Source organism: Shewanella corallii (assembly GCF_023349125.1).
Lineage (GTDB): Bacteria > Pseudomonadota > Gammaproteobacteria > Enterobacterales > Shewanellaceae > Shewanella > Shewanella corallii.
This window is the reverse complement of the sequence record NZ_JAKIKT010000009.1, coordinates 160,596-182,469: the sequence shown is the minus strand read 5'-3', so window position 1 is coordinate 182,469 and position 21,874 is coordinate 160,596. Positions and strand designations below refer to the sequence as shown.

At 49.5% G+C, this 21,874-nt stretch carries 18 protein-coding genes; 15 read left to right on the top strand and 3 right to left on the bottom strand.

Annotated elements, in window-relative coordinates; all coding sequences use genetic code 11:
- The first annotated feature begins 2 nt into the window (after positions 1 to 2).
- From hflC to L2725_RS19740, 6 genes are all read left to right on the top strand, one after another.
- Positions 3 to 881, top strand: coding sequence for a protease modulator HflC (gene hflC, locus L2725_RS19765; protein WP_248937268.1), 879 nt, complete (start codon positions 3 to 5; stop codon positions 879 to 881).
- Positions 882 to 1,309: 428 nt separating this feature from the next.
- Positions 1,310 to 1,900, top strand: a complete 591-nt coding sequence (petA, locus tag L2725_RS19760) for a ubiquinol-cytochrome c reductase iron-sulfur subunit (protein WP_248937269.1) — start codon at positions 1,310 to 1,312, stop codon at positions 1,898 to 1,900.
- Entirely contained in the window at positions 1,900 to 3,117 is a 1,218-nt protein-coding gene (locus tag L2725_RS19755; RefSeq protein ID WP_115137125.1) for a cytochrome b, read from the top strand. Before petA ends, L2725_RS19755 begins: the two co-directional genes overlap by 1 nt.
- On the top strand, positions 3,114 to 3,818 hold the full coding sequence (locus L2725_RS19750; protein ID WP_248937271.1) for a cytochrome c1: 705 nt from the start codon (positions 3,114 to 3,116) through the stop codon (positions 3,816 to 3,818). Before L2725_RS19755 ends, L2725_RS19750 begins: the two co-directional genes overlap by 4 nt.
- 90 nt (positions 3,819 to 3,908) lie before the next feature.
- Complete coding sequence (gene sspA, locus L2725_RS19745) at positions 3,909 to 4,538, top strand: stringent starvation protein SspA (protein ID WP_248937272.1); 630 nt, start codon at positions 3,909 to 3,911, stop codon at positions 4,536 to 4,538.
- Positions 4,539 to 4,970: a ClpXP protease specificity-enhancing factor gene (locus L2725_RS19740; RefSeq protein WP_115137122.1), complete on the top strand. Its 432-nt coding sequence runs from the start codon at positions 4,539 to 4,541 to the stop codon at positions 4,968 to 4,970.
- A gap of 37 nt (positions 4,971 to 5,007) precedes the next feature.
- On the opposite strand, the gene L2725_RS19735 is transcribed toward L2725_RS19740, so the two are convergent.
- On the bottom strand, positions 5,008 to 6,090 hold the full coding sequence (locus L2725_RS19735; protein ID WP_249250544.1) for a GGDEF domain-containing protein: 1,083 nt from the start codon (positions 6,088 to 6,090) through the stop codon (positions 5,008 to 5,010).
- Positions 6,091 to 6,279: 189 nt separating this feature from the next.
- Between L2725_RS19735 and L2725_RS19730 the strand changes: the two genes are divergently transcribed.
- Positions 6,280 to 6,852 carry an anthranilate synthase component II gene (locus L2725_RS19730; protein ID WP_249250543.1) on the top strand — a complete coding sequence of 191 codons (573 nt, stop codon included), beginning with the start codon at positions 6,280 to 6,282 and terminating at the stop codon, positions 6,850 to 6,852.
- A 63-nt stretch (positions 6,853 to 6,915) separates the two neighbouring features.
- Here L2725_RS19730 and L2725_RS19725 read toward each other — a convergent pair whose 3' ends face one another.
- Both L2725_RS19725 and L2725_RS19720 read right to left on the bottom strand, forming a co-directional pair.
- On the bottom strand, positions 6,916 to 10,026 hold the full coding sequence (locus L2725_RS19725) for a TonB-dependent receptor domain-containing protein (RefSeq protein ID WP_249250542.1): 3,111 nt from the start codon (positions 10,024 to 10,026) through the stop codon (positions 6,916 to 6,918).
- 13 nt (positions 10,027 to 10,039) lie between these two features.
- Entirely contained in the window at positions 10,040 to 10,933 is an 894-nt protein-coding gene (locus L2725_RS19720) for a S1/P1 nuclease (protein ID WP_249250541.1), read from the bottom strand.
- Positions 10,934 to 11,140: 207 nt separating this feature from the next.
- Between L2725_RS19720 and L2725_RS19715 the strand changes: the two genes are divergently transcribed.
- The 8 genes from L2725_RS19715 (at position 11,141) to L2725_RS19680 (ending at position 21,856) form a co-directional block, all read left to right on the top strand.
- On the top strand, positions 11,141 to 12,013 hold the full coding sequence (locus L2725_RS19715) for a type 2 periplasmic-binding domain-containing protein (RefSeq protein ID WP_249250540.1): 873 nt from the start codon (positions 11,141 to 11,143) through the stop codon (positions 12,011 to 12,013).
- Positions 12,010 to 12,933 (top strand): hypothetical protein, encoded by a 924-nt coding sequence (locus L2725_RS19710; protein ID WP_249250539.1) that lies wholly within the window; start codon positions 12,010 to 12,012, stop codon positions 12,931 to 12,933. The genes L2725_RS19715 and L2725_RS19710 overlap by 4 nt, the downstream gene beginning before the upstream one ends.
- A 158-nt stretch (positions 12,934 to 13,091) precedes the next feature.
- Positions 13,092 to 15,566 (top strand): prolyl oligopeptidase family serine peptidase, encoded by a 2,475-nt coding sequence (locus tag L2725_RS19705; RefSeq protein WP_249250538.1) that lies wholly within the window; start codon positions 13,092 to 13,094, stop codon positions 15,564 to 15,566.
- A gap of 119 nt (positions 15,567 to 15,685) precedes the next feature.
- Entirely contained in the window at positions 15,686 to 16,828 is a 1,143-nt protein-coding gene (locus tag L2725_RS19700; protein WP_249250536.1) for an HDOD domain-containing protein, read from the top strand.
- 353 nt (positions 16,829 to 17,181) lie between these two features.
- Positions 17,182 to 18,399 (top strand): aspartate aminotransferase family protein, encoded by a 1,218-nt coding sequence (locus L2725_RS19695; RefSeq protein WP_249250535.1) that lies wholly within the window; start codon positions 17,182 to 17,184, stop codon positions 18,397 to 18,399.
- Positions 18,400 to 18,447: 48 nt separating this feature from the next.
- Positions 18,448 to 19,467: an arginine N-succinyltransferase gene (astA, locus tag L2725_RS19690; RefSeq protein ID WP_249250534.1), complete on the top strand. Its 1,020-nt coding sequence runs from the start codon at positions 18,448 to 18,450 to the stop codon at positions 19,465 to 19,467.
- 10 nt (positions 19,468 to 19,477) lie between these two features.
- Entirely contained in the window at positions 19,478 to 20,938 is a 1,461-nt protein-coding gene (astD, locus tag L2725_RS19685; protein WP_248937284.1) for a succinylglutamate-semialdehyde dehydrogenase, read from the top strand.
- A 102-nt stretch (positions 20,939 to 21,040) separates the two neighbouring features.
- A complete protein-coding gene (locus tag L2725_RS19680; RefSeq protein WP_249250533.1) occupies positions 21,041 to 21,856 on the top strand; it encodes a DUF1338 domain-containing protein in 816 nt (271 codons plus the stop codon).
- The last annotated feature ends 18 nt before the right edge of the window (positions 21,857 to 21,874 follow it).

The window sequence follows — 21,874 nt, the reverse complement described above, 5'->3', positions numbered from 1 at the left end:
AGATGGGTCGTTTTGGTCTGATTATTGCCGCGATACTGCTGGTAGTCGGCGTATCCTCGGTATTCGTGGTTAATGAAGGTGAGCGGGCAATTGTGTCCCGTTTCGGTAAGGTAATGAAGGTGGATGACCAGACCAAGGTATTTGCTCCTGGTATTCACCTGAAGATCCCTGTAATTGATAAAATCCGTTATCTGGACTCCCGTATCCAGACTTTGGATGGTGCAGCTGACCGTTTTGTGACGTCTGAAAAGAAAGACTTGATGGTTGATTCCTATGTGAAATGGCGCATCAAGGACTTTGCCAAGTACTACCTGTCTACCAATGGTGGTATCAAGGCAAACGCCGAGAGCCTGCTGCAGCGTAAAATTAACAACGACCTGCGTACTGAGTTCGGTCGTCGTACCATCAAGGAAATTGTGTCTGGCAGCCGTGACGAGCTGCAGATGGATGCCTTGAAGAATGCTGCAGAGAGTGCCAAAGACCTGGGTATTGAAGTGGTGGATGTGCGTGTTAAGCAGATCAACCTGCCTGCCAACGTGAGTAACAGTATTTACCAGCGTATGCGTGCAGAGCGTCAGGCTGTGGCCAAAGAGCACCGTGCTCAGGGCCGTGAGCAGGCTGAAATCATTCGCGCTACCACCGACGCCAACGTGGAGATTCAGATTGCAGAAGCTCAACGTAAAGCGCTGACGGTGCGAGGTGAGGGTGATGCGCAGGCGGCAAAGATCTACGCTGATACTTACTCCAAAGACCCAGAGTTCTATGCGTTTATGCGTAGTCTTGAGGCCTACCGTGAGAGTTTCAATAACAACTCTGACGTGATGGTACTTGAACCAGACAGCGAGTTTTTCCGTTATATGAAGAGTGAGACGGGAAAATAATCCAGTTTGCTCTGTAAACGAAAACCCGGCCTGACGCCGGGTTTTTTTATTGCCTTAACAGGCACCGCACGGCTGGATAGTCCCTTACGCGGAATGTTGGAACAGAAATGGAAAATACTCTCAATTGAATGTGCAGTCAGGAGAGATGGCTAATATCAGACGTAACTTATTCATAAATAGGACACTTTATTTTTGTGTTTGGCATTTGTCCTGTGGAGTAAGGGGATTGTTGGTATTGTTATCTTTGGTTTTGGCCGGTTTTTCACAAAAATGACAAAGTTACATCGATTGTTATCTGTTTTCGCTATGATCTGCTTCTAAATTTTCGTTATAATGAGCCGCGTCTCAAATTTCTGCTGGGAAGGCAGAACTTTGTAGGACGACTATTATTAGAACGAACATTCCTACACCCTCTTGGAGATAAGTGGATGAGCAATGCGCCAGTCGATACCGGACGTCGCAGATTCCTGACCGCCGCAACCGCTGTAATTGGCGGTGCTGGTGCCGTCGCTGTAGCGGTTCCCTTTATTAAGTCATGGAATCCGAGTGCCAAGGCAAAAGCTGCGGGCGCGCCGGTAGAAGTCAATATCAGTAAGATTGAACCGGGTCAATTGATCCGCGTTGAGTGGCGAGGCAAGCCCGTATGGGTAGTTCGCCGTACCAAGGAAGTTCTGGATGTGCTTCCCTCTCTCGATGATCAGCTTCGTGATCCCAATTCAGAAGAGCCTCAGCAGCCTGAATATGCACAGAATCCAACCCGTGCTATCAACCCAGAGTACTTTATCGCTGTTGGTCTTTGTACTCACCTGGGTTGTTCACCGACCTACCTGCCTGATTCATTTGGTGAGCAGGTTGAAGGTGTTGCATCAGGTTTCTTCTGCCCTTGTCACGGTTCCAAGTTTGACATGGCCGGCCGTGTATTCTCGGGTGTACCGGCACCACTGAACCTGGTTATCCCGCCACATCAGTATCTGGATGATAGCACCGTACTTATCGGTGTCAGCGAAGGAGCTGCGTAATGGCTAACAAGATTATTGATTGGATTGATGCCCGTATTCCGATGACGGCGACCTATAACCGTCACGTCGGCCAATACGCTACCCCAAAGAACTTTAACTTTTGGTACTTCTTCGGCTCTCTGGCTCTGCTGGTACTGGTAAACCAGCTGCTGACCGGTATCTGGCTGACCATGAACTATGTACCAACTGCAGAAGGCGCCTTTGCCTCCATTGAGTACATCATGCGTGATGTGGAATACGGCTGGTTGTTGCGCTATATGCACTCCACAGGGGCTTCTGCATTCTTCGTGGTGATCTACCTGCACATGTTCCGTGGCTTGATCTATGGTTCATACCAAAAGCCACGGGAGCTGCTGTGGTTGTTCGGTATGCTGATCTTCCTGGTACTGATGGCTGAAGCCTTTATGGGCTATCTGCTGCCATGGGGACAGATGTCCTACTGGGGTGCACAGGTAATTATCTCTCTGTTTGGTGCGATTCCTGTTATTGGTGATGACCTGACACTGTGGATCCGTGGTGATTACGTCGTGTCCGGCGCGACCTTGAACCGTTTCTTTGCTCTGCACGTTATCGCGCTGCCACTGGTGTTGGTTGTTCTGGTATTCCTGCATCTGATTGCACTGCACGAAGTAGGTTCCAACAACCCAGACGGTGTTGAAATTAAGAAGAACAAAGATGAGAACGGCTGGCCTGTGGATGGCATCCCATTCCACCCATACTACACAGTGAAAGATATTGTTGGTGTGGCAGGCTTCCTTATCCTGTTCTGCTATGTGCTCTTCTTTATGCCTGAGGGCGGCGGTTACTTCCTTGAAAAGCCAAACTTTGAAGCGGCTAACCCAATGAAGACGCCTGAGCATATTGCACCTGTTTGGTACTTCACTCCTTTCTACGCCATTCTGCGTGCTGTTCCCGATAAGTTGGGCGGCGTGATCATGATGGGTCTGTCGATTCTGGTGCTGTTTGTACTGCCTTGGCTGGATCGCTGTAACGTTAAGTCTATCCGTTACCGCAGCATTATCCATAAGCTGAACATTGCTCAGTTCACTGTGTCCTTTATCGTCCTGGGTTACCTGGGTGCGGTACCGGCAACCCCTGCACTGACTATCGCGGCACGTATTTTCACCATCACTTACTTTGGATTCTTCATCGCACTGTGGATTTACAGTAAGAACGAAAAGACCAAGCCTGTACCAGAGAGGGTGACATTCAAATGAAAAAATTACTGATTGCATTGTTTGCTCTGGTACCCAGCCTGGTACTGGCAGCGGGCGGTCCAAAGATTGAGCCTACCGGCATCGACTGGACAGAACAGCTGAAGGATCAGGAGTCTCTGCAACGCGGTCTGGGTTATTTCCAGCAGTATTGCGCAGCCTGCCACAGCACTCAGTATCAGCGTTATGGTCGCGTGGCCGAAGACCTGGGTATCTCTGTTGATGAGATGCGAGCCAACTACATCCCTACCGACGCCAAGATCGGTGAGCTGATGGAAAACGCCATCCCTGAAAAGGATGCTGCAAAGTGGTTTGGCGCGGCGCCACCGGATCTGACTATGGTATCCCGTGTACGCGGTGAAGATTGGGTATACACCTATCTGAACAGCTTCTATCAGGATCCATCCCGTCCATTTGGGGCTAACAACACTGTGTTCCCTATGGTGGGTATGCCGCATGTGTTGGAAGAGCTGCAGGGTGTTCCGCTGCTGCAGGAAGACGGCACTATCGTAGCGACCGGCGGCCAGCTGACTCCAGAAGAGTATCAGCAGGTAGTGAAAGATCTGACAGCTTTCCTGGCTTACTCGGCTGAACCCGTGCGACTCGAACGTGAGCGCCTGGGTTACTGGGTGCTGGGCTTCCTGTTCATCTTCTTCATCTTTGCATTCCTGCTCAAGAAAGAGTATTGGAAGGATGTACACTAGGCCTGTTTAGCAGGTAGAATATACTATCCGCATAGTGTAAACGGGGGGCTGGGCCCCTCGTTTCTTTGTTTCTGATTCTGGAGGGTATCAATGGCTCTTGCTGCCAATAAACGCTCTGTCATGACCCTGTTCTCCGGGGCCGATGATCTGTATAGCCATCAAGTTCGCATTGTTTTGGCAGAAAAAGGTGTCACTGTTGATGTGTTGCAGGTAAACCCTAGCGATATGCCAGAGGACTTGTTGGAAGTTAACCCTTACAACACAGTTCCAACTTTGGTAGACCGTGAACTGGTACTGTACGAGTCTCGCATCATCATGGAATATCTGGATGAGCGCTTCCCTCACCCGCCTCTGATGCCGGTTTATCCTGTATCCCGCGGCCAAACCCGTCTGATGATGCACAGAATCGAAAGCGATTGGTATGTGCTGGTTGATCGCATCAAGAAAGGTGACCGTGCTGATGCTGCTCGTAAAGAGTTGGCTGAAAGCCTGACTGCTGTGGCGCCAGTATTTGCTGAAATGCCATACTTTATGAGCGAAGAGTTCGGTCTGGCTGATTGCTATCTTGGTCCACTGTTGTGGCGTTTGCCTGCTCTGGGTATTGAGCTGGACGCCCGTATTGCCAAAGACATCAATGCTTATATGACCCGCATTTTCGAGCGTGAATCATTCAAGGCTTCTCTGACCGAAGCTGAACGTGAATTGCGCATGGGGCTGTAAATGGCAAATATGACTCCCCATCGTCCATATCTGTTGCGTGCCTACTTTGAATGGTTGCTGGACAATGACCTGACACCCCATTTGGTGGTTGATGCTCATGTCGAAGGCACCCGGGTTCCGCAGCAATATGTTAAAGATGGGCAGATAGTGCTGAATGTTGCGCCTTCGGCGGTCAGCAATCTGCAATTGGGGAATGATTTTGTTGAGTTCAGTGCCCGCTTTGGTGGTGTTCCTCAGCAAATACTCCTGCCTTTAGCTTCCGTCATTGCTATCTATGCCCGTGAGAATGGTGCAGGCGTGGTGTTCGAAATGGAAGAAGCTTTTATGGCTGATGATGCCATGATTGAAGAGCAGGAGTTGATGAGTGATGACGTGGTTAAGGCGGAAGAAGAGCCTGAAAAACGTCGCCCTCATCTGACTGTGGTCAAATAACGGAACCACAGATATTCGCCAGAAAAAACCAGCTGATTCAGCTGGTTTTTTTGTATTCTGGGGCTGAGTTGGTGATTACTCTGTCGCGCCCTTGAACCTTGGCCAGATACAGAGCTTTGTCAGCTCCCCTCATAATATCTTCTTCAGAGTCACCATTGCCCTTTTGATAGACACCAATAGAAACGGTGAGGTCTATGCGCCTGGATTTATAGAAGAGTGGGGTAGATGCAATGGCAAGCCTGAGCTTTTCTGCCCGTTGACGTGCCTCTTTTGCCGGTAATATCAGCGCAAACTCCTCTCCTCCAATTCGGGCAAAGAGTTCATTTGATCGCAAATGCTCAATCACCACCTCAGCGAGGTGCTTCAGTGCTTGATCTCCCGCATCATGACCATAGTTGTCATTTACCTGCTTAAAATGATCTACATCCATCATCAGCAAACACAGGGGAGCCTGAGCCATTTTTTGCTTAAGCTGGATGGAGAAGTAGCGACGATTGTAAAGGCCTGTCAGACCGTCAGTGAATGCCTGTCGCTGAAGTGATTGTTCGGCCTGTTCTGCGTAAACCTCGTTGATGGATTGCAATATCATCAAGCAGGAGATACAGGATGCAGCAACCATGACCTGCAGAAACATGACCTGACTTTGGTTCAGCAGTTCCATCGCCGGATCATGGGGCCAGCCAAACACCTCCAGATAGATATAGATAATCATGTTGAGCGATGTCATAGCAGCTTTACTCAACCATTCTTCATTGCGAAACAGTGCAATGGGAAGGATGGCAAAAAGCATAAAGTAAAAATGGGTGTTGAAGACGGTTCCCTGTCCTGTAGTGATAGCCGTCAACACACTGATCACTGCAACTAAAAACAGTAGCCAGCGGGCTGATGTGAAATTACCTCTATAGTTGTTCCACAGTGACAGCGAGAACAGGGGGAGCAATAACATCTGACATCCCCCTGAGAACAACAGAGCTGAATTGTCGTAGATAAGATAAAGCAGGTAATAAGCAGCAGTGGTAATGATGGAGAGCAGCGCAGCAATATTCACCAGAATGATCTTTCGTTCCAGTGTCTTGGTATCAGAGTATTCGCACCCCAGTGTTATCAGTCGACGCAACATATAGGCTCTGGGCCATCCTTACCGGTCCAGTTAATTTATAGGCTCAGGGAAAGGCGGTGGTGTTTTAGTTATAGTCATGCCCTCTATCAAGTCTAGACTATGTTTGGTGTTGATGAATGTCGGCTTTGGCTGTGGTAGCATTCGCCGCCAATAAGCCAATCTTGGCAATGGATTTTTCGGGACACTTTAATGCTGTTGATGATCGACAACTATGACTCTTTCACCTTTAACCTGGTGCAATATTTCCAGCAGCTGGGGCAGGAGATCATGGTTCGCCGCAATGATGAGATCAGTGTGGCGGAGATCAAAGATATTGCTCCCTCACACCTGGTGATCTCTCCGGGTCCTTGTAGTCCCAACGAAGCCGGCGTGTCCCTCAAAGCGATTGAGAGTTTTGCCGGCCAGATTCCCCTGCTTGGCGTTTGTTTGGGACATCAGGCGATAGGTCAGGTATTCGGCGTTGAGGTGGTCAGAGCGCAAAGAGTCATGCACGGCAAGACCAGTAATATCAATCACAACCAGGGCGGTGTGTTTAAAGGTTTGTCGAATCCGCTTACAGTGACTCGCTATCATTCATTGCTGTTGGACCAGGTGCCGGACAAGTTTGAGCTGGACGCCTGGTTTGATGATCCTGTTCATGGTCGCGAGATCATGGGGATTAGCCATAGAACAATGCCCTTGTATGGCGTTCAATTTCACCCTGAGTCTATATTGACTCAGCAGGGACATGAGTTGCTGCAGAACTTTCTCGATATCAGCTGACTGAATTGAAAACGTAAAAAAGGGCATCAAATGATGCCCTTTTTGCATATTAGCTGAGTCAGATTAGAACTTGTAGCTTACGCCAATGTTCATCTGCCACAGTGATGCCTGGTTCTCTACAGTCAGAGCGTCGTTTCCAGAGTAGCTGTCATAGACATACTGACCCTGGTCGTTAATGCTGGCTTCAACCATACGGTTGCCTACGAATGCACCTTCTTTCAGTACACCCCAATCATCGTTCAGCAGGTTACCCACATTCTTGATGGTCATGTAGATTTGACCTTTGTGACCATCCCAGAAACCTGGAATATCCTGGGAAACTTTCAGGTCGAACTTCACCCACCAATCAGCGTTCAGGCTATTGCGGCCAACGATAGAACCGCGGCTCAGACCGTTGTCTGCAATGAACTGATCAAAGGCAGCTTTATCGAAGCCATCTGCATATACCACGTTTGGATCGTCAACCATTGGGATGTACAGCAGCTGACGGTCGCCGTTCCAGTTGCCATCGCCGAACGCACCATCGCTGTCGTCGAAGGTGTAGCTGTATGGACGACCTTCACTTGCCTGACCCAGCAGGAAGAAGTTAGTGGAGTAGCCAGCGAAGAACTCAACTTCGTAGCCCAACTGCAGGGTGAAGCGGTGTGGTACTTCGTAGTTTGAAGTTGCCAGACTTGGGTTGATGGCGTCATATACAGCAATGTTACTGTAGTTAGAGCCCGCTACAGAGCTGGTCATTGGGTTAACGTCTTCAGCATTGGTGTAGGCGTAACCTATGGTGGCATTGATACCGTTATCCCACTCTTTAAATGCGTAGGTAGAGATAACAGTAGACTGGCCGCCGTCACCATCGACGTTAGTCAACAGGAAGTCGTTGTTACGACCGCGGTTATTCAGCTTGTCGTAAGTTGGGCGTCCGTCCGGCGCTACCTGATCCGAGTAAGCGATAGAGATGTCGCGAACAATGGCAGAGTCTTTCTTCTCACTGTGCAGGATATCCAAAGCGAAGATGTAGTTATCTTCTGTGGTGTAAGTACCACCCAGGGCAAATTTCCACTCAGAAGGAACTTCGAAGTTAGGATCAATGGCGTTTACAGTACCGTCACCACCGCCAATTGGGGTATTGGCCACTTCGTCAAACATCTCCTGTGGTACACCAAAGCCAGGCTTCTCGCCATCTGTCATTGGGTTGTTAAACAGGTCGAAGCCACTGCGGAAGGTACCAATCTGAGTTACACCATCGTTGGAGTAAGAGTTGGATACCCAAACGTTCGGGTTACCACCAGAGTACAGGCCGAAACCACCACGAACTTCCAGCGCATCAGTTGCCTGCCAGTTAAAGCCAACACGTGGTTGCAGCAGGTCGATGCCATCCATGTTCTTCTGGTTACTGAAGCCGTAGCGGTCTTGGAAGTTAGGGTTAGGATTAGGTACATCATCACTGGTGTAGTAGTCATAACGCAGACCAAAGGTCAGAGTCAGATCCACGTCAGTGAACTCATACTGGTCCTGAACATAGAAGGTGTGCTGGGCAAAACTGAAGTTAGCTGCAACATCATTCGGGTTGTTAGTGCCCGCAGAGTTGTTGTAGTACACACGATCTGCCATGCCGTTTTCGAAGTCTTCAATTGAACGGAAACGGAATTCGCCCTGAGTGTGCTGCATGAACAGGTTAAAGACGTTCAGCTTTTCATATTCATAACCGGCGGTGATGGTATGCGCATCCAGGTAGTAAGTACCTGCCAGTTTGAAGTTAAAGCTGTCATAGTCCAGATCGTTTGACTGGCGAGAGTCATCAGGGCCGATGAATACAGTGGTACCGTTATGGCGGATTTGCATTTCACCAAAGCCGCTGGCCCCATCAAGAGACTCCTGACGCATATCAACATCTTGCTTGCTGATACGAACTTCTGTACTGAAGCTGTCGCTCCAGTCAGAGTACAAAGAACCTACCAAGGACTGCAGTTCTGCACCACGCTCGTAGAAATGTGAGTCGAGAGTCACAGCCCAATCATCGGACTGATCAATCTCAAAACCATCGTTGTAGTTATAGATCAGGTTAGCACGGTGGTCATCATTGATGTTCCAGTCCAACTTGATCAACAGCTTTTCATCTTCAACCGGGGCACTGCCTGGCATACCACCGATGTCGTAACCATATTTTTCTTTGGCGATCTGACGGATACGGTCGATGTCGGCATTGGTGATCTTGTCACCAAAACCTGGGTATTCAAAGATCTCGTTACCTTCCAACTTCTCATAAGAACCGAAGAAGAACAGGGTGTCTTCAATCAGCGGAGCGCCAAAATGCACACCATAACGCTTGGTAGAGAAATCACCCAGATCTACATGCTCTCCTTCTACTTCATCACCGGTCAGGCTGTCGCTGGTGAAGTCATAGAACATGCCACCGGACAGGTCATTGGTTCCCGACTTGGTAACGGCGTTAAAGTTACAGGAGGTGAAGCCACCATACTGAACATCGAAAGGAGCCAGCTCTACACTCACCTGATCAAGTACATCATAGGAGAATGGGGTACGTACAGTTGGGTAACCATTACGGTTCAGACCAAAGTTGTCGTTCATGCGAACGCCGTCCAGGGTCAGACTGTTGAATCTTGGGTTACCACCGGCACACTGAATAGCGTCGCTGCCACCGGACTCATCGATATAGATACGTGGGTCGGAACGAACAATATCTTTCAGGTCGCGGTTGATAGCAGGGCGGCGCTCAAGATCACGCTCGGTAAAGGTCACAGAAGGACCCACACCACCAGACAGGGCGCTGATGACACGGCCGGTTACTTCGATGCGTTCAACATCGTTCTTCGGCTCCAACTGCACATTTACTGGATAGGTGTGACCCAGCAGCAGGCTGATATCGTTGACAATAGTGTCATCAAACTCATCCGAATCCAGAACTACCTGGTATGGACCACCAACACGCAGGCCTTGAGTGGTAAACAAACCTGCTTCGTTAACTACAGCTTCCTTGGTAGAGCCTGTAGGAACGTGGATGATGGTGACCTTGGTGCCTTCAGCTGGCTGGCCGTTTGGTCCTGTGATAAAGCCCTTAATAGCAGAAGTGGTTTCATTCGCGAATGCGGCGCCACTCATGCCCATCCCGGCAATAATTGCCAGTGCCAGAGCGTTTTTCTTCAGTGCGTTGCTCATTTCAACATTTCCCTTAGCGGTTATATTTTTGGGTACTGAGGTTTGATGTTTCCGCGCCAACACCTGTCTTACCACTGACAGGCATAGTTGCAGAATCATCGAAGATTTGGTTGAGTAATCCGGCAAGACGTACGCCGCCCTGAAGCAGTCGTTGCTTCACCAGCGGCATAAAGTCGTAGATATAGCGATAGGAAAGGCCGGTTTTAGGTTGCTGATAAAGACGCTGGGCCAGAGTGTGAGACTCCAGTACCCAGTCTGAAGGCGCGGAGTTCAGTGCTTCGTCAATCAGCGATGAATTATTGGTATCGATAAACGCCGACAATTCTGTGTATGACAGGTTTAAAGATTCAATCAGTTTGGTGTCCCAAAGGGCATGCAGGTTGGTGGGACTGCGGAAGAACTCAACGTCGACATCGTTACCGCCTTTGTCGTGTTTGTGTCCTGCATGCATGGGCTGATGAATATCCCCCACCATATGAGTAAGCAGTTTCAGATGAAATGCTTTTTCCTGCTGGCTGCTGGTTGTGGATTCGAGCACGGCAATCGATTTGAGAATAGCGCCATAGATATCCTGAATATCTTTATGGGGAGTATCGGCAACCACTTTATAGGCATCTGGGTTAAAGTCATTGGTGCCATTCATATTGATATAGTGCCAATGGTGCATGCCCTGCCACATCTCATCCGGGTTTGAACGCATCTCATCTGCCCAGGTGGAGACTTCCGCAAGACTGTCCTCCCCCAGCAAAGCTGCCACAGCCATACTGGCATTGGGAGTCAGGTGATTCTCTGCTACCTGACCTATAACTCGGTGGCCATTTTGTCCCCAGGCAAGGGCATTTGAACTGAACATTGCCGGAACCAGAATTAATGCCAGCAGTTGCGCCCCAAATAGAATGTTTCTCATTGGTTGGTGTTGTTGTTATCTCGTTAATTTGTTGGCGCTATTGTCCAACATTTAACATGGCTCTTGAAAGTACTTATCAATATTCATAATTTCTTGTTAACAATTTAATGTAAACAATAGGTTACGTGTGATGGGTAAATTAACCTGTTGTAACAGGTAATTTTTTTTGTTTGAATTGCGGTGGACTTGAGATTCAATGAGGATTGAATGACAGCACTGACGGATTACAGAGCATCAGGCTGGTTAATTGTTTCGTTTTTATTACTTTTTTCCGCCGTAAGTATGACCCTGGGAATGCTGCAGGGAGAGGCACCAGACCTTTCCGGGCGTTCCTTGTTGTCTTTGTCGGCTCAATGCGAGATCCCCGGAGCTGTCAACAGCGATATGTTCGTTGTGCATATCCCGGAAGAGGCCCTTGCTACCCCCTTGCTGGATAAGTTGTGTCAGAACCCTGTGATCGTGAGGCAATTTGGCGCAGTTGAGGTGGTCTGGGGATATAAAGTTAGTGATGCGCTAGAGTTTCTCGGCAAGGGCCTGGCTGATCTGGTCATGACAAACGAAAACATTATGCAGGCTCTCATGGGAGAGCCCACACACAACTACCACCCCATACTTCAATACCCCAGCTATTCTGCATTCCTGCTTTCCAATAAAGAGAAACCCTTACTTGAGAAGTCTTACTATATAGGGAAGACTCTGGGCCTCCTGTCCTCACCGACCAGCCGCTCTGGTCATATTCTGCCAAAAAGGTTCTTTAATACCCTGGGTCTGGATGTGGATGAGTTGGATATTCGCTATGCCAGTTCCCACGCTGAGCTGAGAAACCTGTTGGCGGCCGGTGAAGTGGATATTATTTCCACCTATTGGCAGGAGGCCGACGAAAAAGCGTTCTCCCGCAATTACATCACCCCGATACGGGAAAATATCAGCGGTGCCCGCTGGTATCTAAAGCTGGCCCAACGAAATACGGATCTGGTTTGCGCTGTACAGGATGATCTGATTTCGCTGTCGCTGACCATGAATGGTTACTTCAGGGATGTAACTCCCGTCTGGCAGTGCGAATCGCCGGAGGGCCAATGAGTATTGGTAAACGCTGGCAGTTGTTGCCGATATTCCTGGGATTCTGGTTGCTGTTGCAACTGATATATATTGCCGGTGTCGACTGGTCCAGGGCAGAAAATCAACAAGCCGGTGTCGACACTGTTGCCAACCGTGTTGCGTTGGACATGAGTCGATTACCGTTGTCTGGCAACGCGGCGTATCAGGTTGAGCGGGGAGAGATAATCTCCCGTTACATAGGGACAATTAATCAAGAGTTGCAACGTCAGGCTTCACCTGTGCTATTGATTGAGTTGGGGCCTCCCGAGAGAATTGCAGCTAATGCGGAAATCATCAAAATACTGGTTACGCCCGGTGATAAGTTGGCGCTTACTTTTTATGCGGCCCCCAGAAATGTTGCCGACTATACCTCTTTAACCTGCCTGCTGTTGGCACTTATCCTGACTGCTCTTTGTTATTCAAGGCTGCGTCCGGATGTTGTTGCGGAAATAACTCCCGAAGAGCAATTACTGAATCCGAGGCTGATCCTCGACCTGCAGCAGCGGACCTTGAGGCACTCAAGTGGTGGCCCTGCCGTAGTGATGGCGAACAAACCTATTTGCTTTTACGCGGCGTTACTGGAGTTTTGCTCCAGGGATAACGAGACTTTGCTGAGCCAAAATAAAGATATGCCGGAAGAGCTACAGACATTGGCGAACAAATATTTCTTACGTTTGGTTGAGCTGGGACATACGGTTCGCAAACGGCCCAACTTTAAAAACAGTCTTGATAAAACTTTGAGTGATATCAGGGCTGTACTGGATGAGGTCTACTCAGAACAGCCATCGCTAAAGGGTAATTACTATCCTCCCAAGGCTCATGGTGAGGGCTCCAGATCCAAGCTGCACCATTATGGTCTTAGACAAATATCGGACCAGGATTACGAAATTCTTGGCCGGTAACCAAGGCTTTATTCTGGAATGCTCCGCAGTGCACCGATTGTTTGTCAAAGTTCGGATTCAACATGACTCAGGCTAACTGAGTATCCTGTGATATAAATTGACCATGCTGCCTGAATTAGGAAGAGAGATTGGGCAGAAATAATAAGAAAGGAAGGAATATGATCAAACATCTGGCTGTCAGCGCTTTGTCGCTGGCACTTCTGTCAGCCTGCAGCACGACTCAGGCCCCCGCTGATTCCAGGCCTGCTGCGACTGCAGCGGCCAATGTGCAATTGCTGGCGCCTCCACAGGCTGACCAACCCCTTACTCTGCAACAGATTATGGCTGACCCTGACTGGATGGGGATTCGTGCGCAGGGTGCTTACTTTGCTGATGATGGACAAAGCGTCTATTACAGCCGCCAGCCAAGTGCCTCAGTACTGAAAGACTATTATCAATTGGACTTGGATAATGGCAGTAAAACCAAGCTAGAGCTGGCTCAGCTTCACAGTGCTGATCAGCGTGTTGGTGTTCTGAATAACAAGGGAACAGAGAAAGCCTATCTTTATCAGGGAAATCTGTTTGTTAAAGATTTAGCGTCAGGAAAGGTTCGTCAGCTGACCCGCAGTAACAACGCCATTAAAGATCTACGCTATTTAAACGATGGCTCAATAGCATATTGGCAGGGCGGTAAGGTGTCCGTGATTGATACTGAATCAGGCTTAACCCATCAGCTGGCGCAGATTGAGACTCAAAACGCCCCCAAAGGAGTTCAGGAGCCTGACTCCTATCTTGCCAAACAGCAGCACAGGTTAATCAAATACGTCGCGCTGCAACATGATAATGCCAAAGATAAAGAGCAACGTAAGCAGGCGCTGCTGGCTGTCGATCCGACCATGGCCGCCGAGCCGTTTTATGTCGGTAAGGGTAAGCGTATTGCTGAATTGAGTGTGTCACCGGATGGTCGTTACATCCTGCTTGCCCTGTCTGAAAAGTCAGATAAGTGGCGCAGTGACCACGACATTATGCCGGACTATCTGGGCAAGGATGGCTATGTCGATGCGGTTCCTGCGCGTGCCCGTGTTGCTGAGGCAAAATCCAGCGGTCACAGCTTTTTGCTGCTGGATACTCAGGAGGGTACTCAAAAGCCAATCACCATCGAAGGTTTAACCGGTTACGATGAGGATGTTCTGGCAAAAGTTAAGTCAGAGAATGCAGCCGCGCAAGGCGAAGAGTACGACTCTGAAAAGTCGCCGCGCACCATAGCTTTGATGCTGGACTGGGGCTGGAGTCAGAGTCCGGTTCAATGGCACAGCAGTGATAACAAGCTGGCTTTGATGGTGGAAGCACTGGATAACAAAGACCGCTGGATCGCGACAGTAGATCTGGATAAGGGTAAGTTCAGCACTCAGCACAGGCTGCACGATGATGCATGGGTTAACTACACCCATAACCAGTATGGCTGGTTGCCGGATACAGACACCCTTTACTACCTGTCGGAAGAGAGCGGCTATTCACACCTTTATCTCAAACCTTTGGGTGGTAAAGCGAAAGCTCTGACGCAGGGACCTTATGTGGTCAGCGATATCACTCTGAGTCCGGACGCAAAATATATCTATTACCGTGCCAATAAGCAGCACCCCGGCATCTATAACGTTTATCGTGTCGAGTTGGCATCAGGTAAGGATGAGCAACTGACTCAGTGGGATGGCAATCTGGAATATGAGTTGAGTCCTCAGGGGGATGCGCTACTGCTGAACGCTTCAAGGCGAACCGAGCCAGCAGAGCTTTATCTGCAGCCTATTGGCGGAGAGATGAAAAAGCTCACTGATTACACGAGCAATGAGTTCAAGTCCTACCCCTGGCAGGCGCCGGAAGTGGTTGCCGTTCCCTCAAGCCATGGCGCTGAGGATATTTATGCCCGGGTTTATCTGCCGGCTGGATTTAATCCGGACAGTGCCGATAAATATCCTGCGGTGATCTTTAACCACGGAGCCGGTTATCTGCAGAACGCCGATTATGGTTTCTCCGGCTATTTCCGCGAATTTATGTTTCATAACCTGCTGGCGCAGCAGGGTTATGTAGTAATGGATATGGATTATCGGGGTTCCAAGGGGTATGGCCGGGATTGGCGCACCGCGGTTTACCGCAATATGGGGAAACCTGAGGTTGAGGATCTGAGTGATGGTGTGAAGTGGATGGCAAAGCATGCCAATGTGGATGCACAGCGAGCCGGTACCTATGGCGGCTCTTATGGTGGCTTCCTGACCTTTATGGCGCTGTTTACGCAACCAGAACTGTTTCAGAGTGGCGCGGCATTACGCCCCGTAACTGACTGGGCACACTATAATGCTCCTTATACATCAAATATTTTGAATACGCCGGATGTAGATCCCATCGCCTATGAGCGAAGCTCGCCCATAGAGCACGCCGAAGGCCTGCAAAAGCCTTTGCTGATTATGAGTGGGGTACTGGATGACAACGTGTTCTTTCAGGACAGTGTGCGCCTGGTACAAAGGCTGATTGAGCTGGAAAAGCCTATGTTTGAAACCGCCATCTATCCGGTAGAACCTCATGGATTTAAGCAGCCTTCGAGTTGGCTGGATGAGTATCGTCGTATACATAAATTGTTTGAAGAGACACTAAAAGAGTAGCCACAGTCAGTTTTGATGGCATTTATGGTGGCAGCCGGGTCCCGGCTGCTCCATATTTACTTGGAAGGGAATGATTGGCCGACTTTTGGCCTGCCACGTAATTTGAGGAAGGATACAGGGTGGTTGTTTCTATAGCGGGCGGAGTAAAACCAGGAAAACTGTTGGAGATAGAGGCCAAGCTCTATCGCTTGTTGATTGTGGGTAAGCAGAAAAGCGGCGCTATGTTGGACGGACTCGATGAAGAAATTGAAGCCCATGCCAATAAGCTTGCAGTAGAGCGTGATGCCGTATTGGACCGGCTGGAAAAACAGCTGCAGAGCCGTCAAATTTTCGAAGCGGTATCAAGTCAACTCTCTGAGGCGGTCAGACGCAGCATTGATTTCAGGTTGGCAGAACCTGCAGATGTGCTCAGGCATACCAAAATCAGTGAGCAGCAGATCATGTTGCTGGAATTATTGCAATCGTCTGCGCCTGATATGAACCAGCTCTATCTGTATGTCAACGACCTGTCCTGGCTGGTCCACGACCTCACCAATCTGGTTAACAGTCCCTCCTTCCGGGCCAAGCGGCCTAACCGTTCTGATGTGAAAGTCTCTGATCTTAAGCTGGTGCTGAGTTTTATCGGTATTGAAAACCTGCAGACCCTTATCCCCTATTTCTGTGTTCGTCGTTGGTTGCCCAGCGGACACCCCAACCTGCTGTGGACTACCCGAAAGTTGTGGCGTTACAACATAGTCACGGCTATTGCCAGTCAGACCCTGGCGACTGCCCAGGGCAAAGATGCTGCATTTGCTTATATTTGTGCCTTGCAATATCAGTTGGGTACGTCAGCAATATTGAATAACAGTGCGGAGATTTTCGAGCAGATATGGGGATCCTGGCTGCGAGAGGCTGAGAACAGCAAGGAAAGGGAGGTATATGATGCCGTGCTGGCAACAGAGTTCCCTGCCAATCAGGTCTATGAAAAGGTAATGGAGTACGAGCTTGAGCTGAACTGGCAGCTTTTGGATCTGCTCGGGTTTGGTGAGAGCCGCATTACTGAAGTGCTCAGGGAACTGAGCTATACCATGCGCTATGCCGACCTATCTGAAGATGCCGCTCTGATTGCCAGAGGTAATGCCTTTGCCAAAATACTGTTTTTGGAGGAGCAGAGGAAACTCTACCCTCAGGAAAGGGAGCTGATTATCGACTATTATCAATTTACGCCAGACGAGATTGAGCTGCTGCGCGGACAAAATTATCGCAAGTTGGATCTTGTCTGAAATACAGATCCAAGGTGATTTTCAATCGAGGATGCTTGTTTATTTATTCATTATCAATGCATATAAACAATGGTTTGCGGTAAAGCGATATTTTTTATGACTAAATATGCTGCAAACCCCCGTCTAAAACGCCTGAACAATTCTTAAACTGCAATCTTTATGCACTGAAGAGTGCAGGATTTACCCCATAAGCTGTTAAAAACTGGCTTTCTCGTCACATTTTCGCTAATAATGACCCACAAGTAACAAAAAACTTCCCTGTCGCGTTCATATTCAAATAACAAAGCGGCGGGCTGGACCTGTGGTAATCGCACTGGCAATTACCCCTGATAACAACAAAGGACGAAAGCACTATGAGCAATGCAATGAATCTGACCCGAGCCCAATTCGATGAGGTGATGGTGCCTAACTATTCACCTGCCGCAGTAATTCCTGTGCGCGGAGATGGTAGCCGGGTATGGGATCAGGAAGGTCGCGAATTTATCGATTTCGCCGGTGGTATTGCCGTGAATTGTCTGGGTCACTGTCATCCTGCTCTGGTTGATGCTTTGTCTACTCAGGGACAAAAGCTGTGGCATCTGTCCAACGTCATGACCAATGAGCCTGCTCTTGAATTGGCGACTCACCTGGTGGAAGGTACTTTTGCTGACAAAGTGTATTTCGCCAACTCAGGTGCTGAAGCCAACGAAGCTGCCCTGAAGCTCGCACGCCGTTATGCTTTAGACAAGTTTGGTGCTGAAAAGGACGAGATTATCGCCTTTAATCAGGGCTTTCACGGCCGCACTTTCTTTACCGTCAGTGTAGGTGGTCAGGCTGCTTATTCAGATGGTTTTGGCCCTAAGCCACAGTCTATCACCCACCTGCCATTCAATGATGTGGCTGCACTGGAAGCTGCTGTTTCAGATAAGACCTGCGCCATTATGATGGAGCCTCTGCAGGGGGAAGGCGGCATTATTCCTGCGTCCAAAGAGTTCCTGCAGGCGGTTCGTGCTCTGGCTGACAAGCACAATGCACTGGTGATTTTTGATGAAGTGCAAACCGGTATCGGCCGTACAGGTCATCTTTATGCCTATATGGATACTGGCATTGTTCCGGATATTCTGACCAGTGCCAAGGCGTTGGGAGGCGGTTTCCCTATTGCGGCTATGCTGACCACTGCAGAAATCGCAACACACCTGAAAGTCGGTACCCATGGCTCCACCTATGGCGGTAACCCGCTGGCATGTGCTGTGGGTAACGCAGTACTTGGTGTGGTCAATACCTCAGAAACTCTGGAAGGTGTTAAGCAGCGCGAGCAGATGATTCGTGAAGGACTGGAGCGCATCAACGCCAAGTACCAGGTGTTCTCTGAGATTCGTGGTAAAGGCCTGCTGCTGGGTGCTGTGCTCAATGATAAATATCAAGGCCGCAGCCGTGATTTCCTGGTGGCCTCTGTTGCAGAAGGTTTGATGGCGCTGGTTGCCGGTGCCAACGTAGTTCGTTTCACTCCCTCTCTGGTGATCCCTGAACAGGACATTGCCGAAGGTCTGCAGCGTTTTGAGCAGGCTGTTGCCAAGGTAGTGGCAGGCTAAGAGCCAAGGCGCCACGGATTGCCCGTGGCGCACTTCAGGAGACATCAGATGCTAATCATACGTCCAATCCGCTCTTCGGATTTCAATGCGCTGTTGCAAATCGCCCATGAGTCGGGGCATGGCTTTACCTCGTTGCCTGTCAACGAGGAGTTACTGCGCAATAAAATCGCCAGAGCTGAAGCGTCTGTCAGCAAACAGGTAGAAAAACCTTTCGACGAAGGTTACCTCATGGTGATGGAAGATTCAGAAACCGGCGAGGTTGTAGGTACTTGTGGCATTGAGGCCGCGGTAGGCATGGAAGATGCCTTTTATCACTATCGCCTGGGGACAGAGGTTTACCACTCGGAGCAGATAGATGTGCGCAACGAGGTGGAAACCCTGACGCTGTGTCACGACTACACAGGTGCTGCAGAGCTTTGTACCTTGTTCCTGCGAGAAGGTTATCGTCAGGGGAACAATGGCCGTTTTCTGTCACGCAGCCGTTTCCTGTTTTTAGCTGAGCATCCGGAGCGTTTCGGTGAAATTGTTATCGCCGAGATGCGTGGTGTCAGTGATGACGAAGGTAACTCTCCTTTCTACAATTGGCTGCAACAGCATTTTCTGGGCATTGATTTCGTTCACGCTGACTATTTGTCCGGCTTGGGGCAGAAAGCCTTTATGGGTGAGATGATGCCCCGCAATCCTATCTATGTTCCTTTGCTGCCTTCAGAGGCGCAGGAAGTGATAGGTGAGGTTCATGCCAATACCCGCCCGGCATTGCGTTTGCTGCATGCCGAAGGCTTCCGTCACAGAGGCTATGTCGACATCTTTGATGGCGGCCCTACGGTGGAATGCAACCTTACAGATATCCGCTCAGTGCAGGCAAGCAGAAGCCTGGAGGTCAGCACAGGTGAGGTGGATGCTGTGGGCGATACCTACATTGTGGCCAATGGTGAGGTGGAGAACTACCGCGCCATCATTGTTCAGCGAACTCTGGACGATGAGGCCAGGAACCTGATGCTGACAGCAGAAGAAGCCGAAGCCCTGATGGTGAATATCGGCGATCAAGTAAGAATTTTGGCGATTTAGGAAAAGCAAGATGACACAGTTTATCAACGGAAAATGGTTGGCCGGTGAAGGCCATGCTATGGCGTCCGGCAATCCTGCCAACGGCGAACAGATTTGGCAGGGGCAAAGTGCGACTCCTGCACAGGTAGAAGCAGCAGTTACTGCGGCAAGAGACGCGCAATTTGACTGGTTTATGTTGGGCTTTGAAGGCCGATTGAAAGTAGTAGAGGCATATCGCGATCTGCTGCAGGAGAACAAAGACCATATTGCAGAAGTGATTGCTCAGGAAACAGGTAAGCCTCGGTGGGAAACCGCCACTGAAGCGGCTGCAATGATAGGTAAGATTGGTTTATCCGTCAGTGCATTCCACAAGCGCACCGGCGAGACCGAGTCTGAAACTCCTGCCGGTAAGGCGGTATTACGTCACAAGCCCCACGGCGTAGTGGCAGTATTTGGTCCCTACAACTTCCCGGGACATCTGCCAAATGGTCATATAGTGCCTGCACTACTGGCGGGTAATACTGTTATTTTCAAGCCTTCTGAGCTGACCCCAAAAGTTGCAGAAGAAACTCTGAAGCTCTGGGAGAAGGCCGGTTTGCCTGCCGGTGTCATTAACCTGGTTCAGGGTGAGGTGGAAACCGGTAAGGCTCTGGCTTCGCATCCACAGTTGGATGGGTTGTTCTTTACCGGCAGTTCCCGTACCGGTCATCTGCTGCACCAGCAGTATGCCGGTCATCCAGGCAAGATTCTGGCACTGGAAATGGGTGGCAATAACCCACTTATTGTTCGGGATGTTGCCGACACCAAGGCGGCTGTACACGACATTATTCAGTCTGGCTTTATCTCTTCTGGTCAGCGTTGTACCTGCGCCCGCCGTCTCTACATTCCTGTAGGCGAAGCTGGAGATCTGTTGCTGACAAATTTGGTGGAAGCCACCAAACAGATTCGTGTTGGTGCCTGGAACGACGAACAGCAGCCATTTATGGGCTCAATGATCTCCGAAGCTGCTGCTAAAGGTATGGTTAGTGCCCAGGATAACCTCTTGTCTCTCGGCGGTAAGTCGCTGGTGGAACTCAAGCACCTCAAGGCGGGCACTGGCTTGGTTTCTCCGGGAATCATAGATGTGACCTCCGTAGCGGAATTGCCCGATGAAGAGTATTTCGGTCCTCTGATGCAAGTGGTTCGTTACTCAGACTTTGATGAAGCGATTCGCCTTGCCAACAATACCAAATATGGCTTGTCTGCCGGCCTGCTGGCAGACAGTCGTGATGACTATGAGTATTTCCTGGCACGTATCCGCGCGGGTATCGTCAACTGGAACAAGCAGATAACAGGTGCATCCGGCTCCGCTCCATTTGGTGGTGTCGGCGCATCCGGTAACCACAGAGCGTCAGCTTTCTATGCTGCCGATTACTGTGCTTATCCTGTGGCATCCATGGAGTCTGATTCTGTGAGTTTGCCTGCAGCTTTGAGTCCGGGCCTGAGCCTGTAATTGAACGCCCGCTCAGCGGGCGTTTTTTTATATTTTCTTACTAAAATTAAATACGACCTAAAGCCGGGGCTGCCAGCCAGTGAGGCTTAAAAAGGAGACCAGATGCACACTGATGTGAATGAGCTGTTTTCTGCTCTGTGGACTGATTACATCCAGATGACCCCTTCCGCCGCCAAGGTACACGAACTACTTGGTAAGGGTGAGGACATTATTAATGACCATATTGCCCTGCGTACTTTTAACCTGCCCAAGGTTAATTTACAGGTGCTGGCGGCTCATTTTGAAGCGCTTGGTTATAAGGCCTGTGGTGATTATAACTTTGAAGCTAAGAAGCTGAATGCCAAGCATTATGAGCACCCTGACCCAACTCAACCCAAGGTATTTATTTCTGAGTTGCTGGTTGAGGAGTTCAGCCCTGAACTTCAGGACAAGGTGGCATTTCTGGTTGAACAGATTGATGAACAGGCACTGACTCAGAAAGATTTCCTCTATTCCGGTCGTCACTGGAAGTTGGACAGTGAAACTTATCAGGCCTTATTGGCCGAGAGTGAGTACGCTGCCTGGGTCGCTGCCATCGGATACCGTGCTAATCACTTCACTGTTTCAGTCAATCATCTGCCCGGCTACGACTCCTTACAAGAGGTCAATCTGGCATTGAAAGAGGGTGGCTTTGTACTGAATACTTCTGGTGGTGAGATCAAAGGCTCTGCTGAGGTATTGCTTGAGCAGTCCTCAACTATGGCTGATCAGATTGAAGTAGCCTTTGAAGATACCAAGCTGAAAATTCCAAGCTGCTTTTATGAATTTGCGCTGAGATATCCCAAGCCAGATGGTGAACTGTATACCGGGTTTGTTGCCGCCTCAGCAGATAAAATTTTTGAGAGCACCAATGCCGTATCCGGGAAGCAGTCTGCCTGATACCCACTGTTATGCATT

What these genes read in the sequence shown, in the direction of transcription:
- hflC (WP_248937268.1), top strand. Translation starts at nt 3, where the DNA reads ATGGGTCGTTTTGGTCTGATTATTGCCGCGATACTGCTGGTAGTCGGC.
- petA (WP_248937269.1), top strand. Translation starts at nt 1,310, where the DNA reads ATGAGCAATGCGCCAGTCGATACCGGACGTCGCAGATTCCTGACCGCC.
- L2725_RS19755 (WP_115137125.1), top strand. Translation starts at nt 1,900, where the DNA reads ATGGCTAACAAGATTATTGATTGGATTGATGCCCGTATTCCGATGACG.
- L2725_RS19750 (WP_248937271.1), top strand. Translation starts at nt 3,114, where the DNA reads ATGAAAAAATTACTGATTGCATTGTTTGCTCTGGTACCCAGCCTGGTA.
- sspA (WP_248937272.1), top strand. Translation starts at nt 3,909, where the DNA reads ATGGCTCTTGCTGCCAATAAACGCTCTGTCATGACCCTGTTCTCCGGG.
- L2725_RS19740 (WP_115137122.1), top strand. Translation starts at nt 4,539, where the DNA reads ATGGCAAATATGACTCCCCATCGTCCATATCTGTTGCGTGCCTACTTT.
- L2725_RS19735 (WP_249250544.1), bottom strand. Translation starts at nt 6,090, where the DNA reads ATGTTGCGTCGACTGATAACACTGGGGTGCGAATACTCTGATACCAAG.
- L2725_RS19730 (WP_249250543.1), top strand. Translation starts at nt 6,280, where the DNA reads ATGCTGTTGATGATCGACAACTATGACTCTTTCACCTTTAACCTGGTG.
- L2725_RS19725 (WP_249250542.1), bottom strand. Translation starts at nt 10,026, where the DNA reads ATGAGCAACGCACTGAAGAAAAACGCTCTGGCACTGGCAATTATTGCC.
- L2725_RS19720 (WP_249250541.1), bottom strand. Translation starts at nt 10,933, where the DNA reads ATGAGAAACATTCTATTTGGGGCGCAACTGCTGGCATTAATTCTGGTT.
- L2725_RS19715 (WP_249250540.1), top strand. Translation starts at nt 11,141, where the DNA reads ATGACAGCACTGACGGATTACAGAGCATCAGGCTGGTTAATTGTTTCG.
- L2725_RS19710 (WP_249250539.1), top strand. Translation starts at nt 12,010, where the DNA reads ATGAGTATTGGTAAACGCTGGCAGTTGTTGCCGATATTCCTGGGATTC.
- L2725_RS19705 (WP_249250538.1), top strand. Translation starts at nt 13,092, where the DNA reads ATGATCAAACATCTGGCTGTCAGCGCTTTGTCGCTGGCACTTCTGTCA.
- L2725_RS19695 (WP_249250535.1), top strand. Translation starts at nt 17,182, where the DNA reads ATGAGCAATGCAATGAATCTGACCCGAGCCCAATTCGATGAGGTGATG.
- astA (WP_249250534.1), top strand. Translation starts at nt 18,448, where the DNA reads ATGCTAATCATACGTCCAATCCGCTCTTCGGATTTCAATGCGCTGTTG.
- astD (WP_248937284.1), top strand. Translation starts at nt 19,478, where the DNA reads ATGACACAGTTTATCAACGGAAAATGGTTGGCCGGTGAAGGCCATGCT.
- L2725_RS19680 (WP_249250533.1), top strand. Translation starts at nt 21,041, where the DNA reads ATGCACACTGATGTGAATGAGCTGTTTTCTGCTCTGTGGACTGATTAC.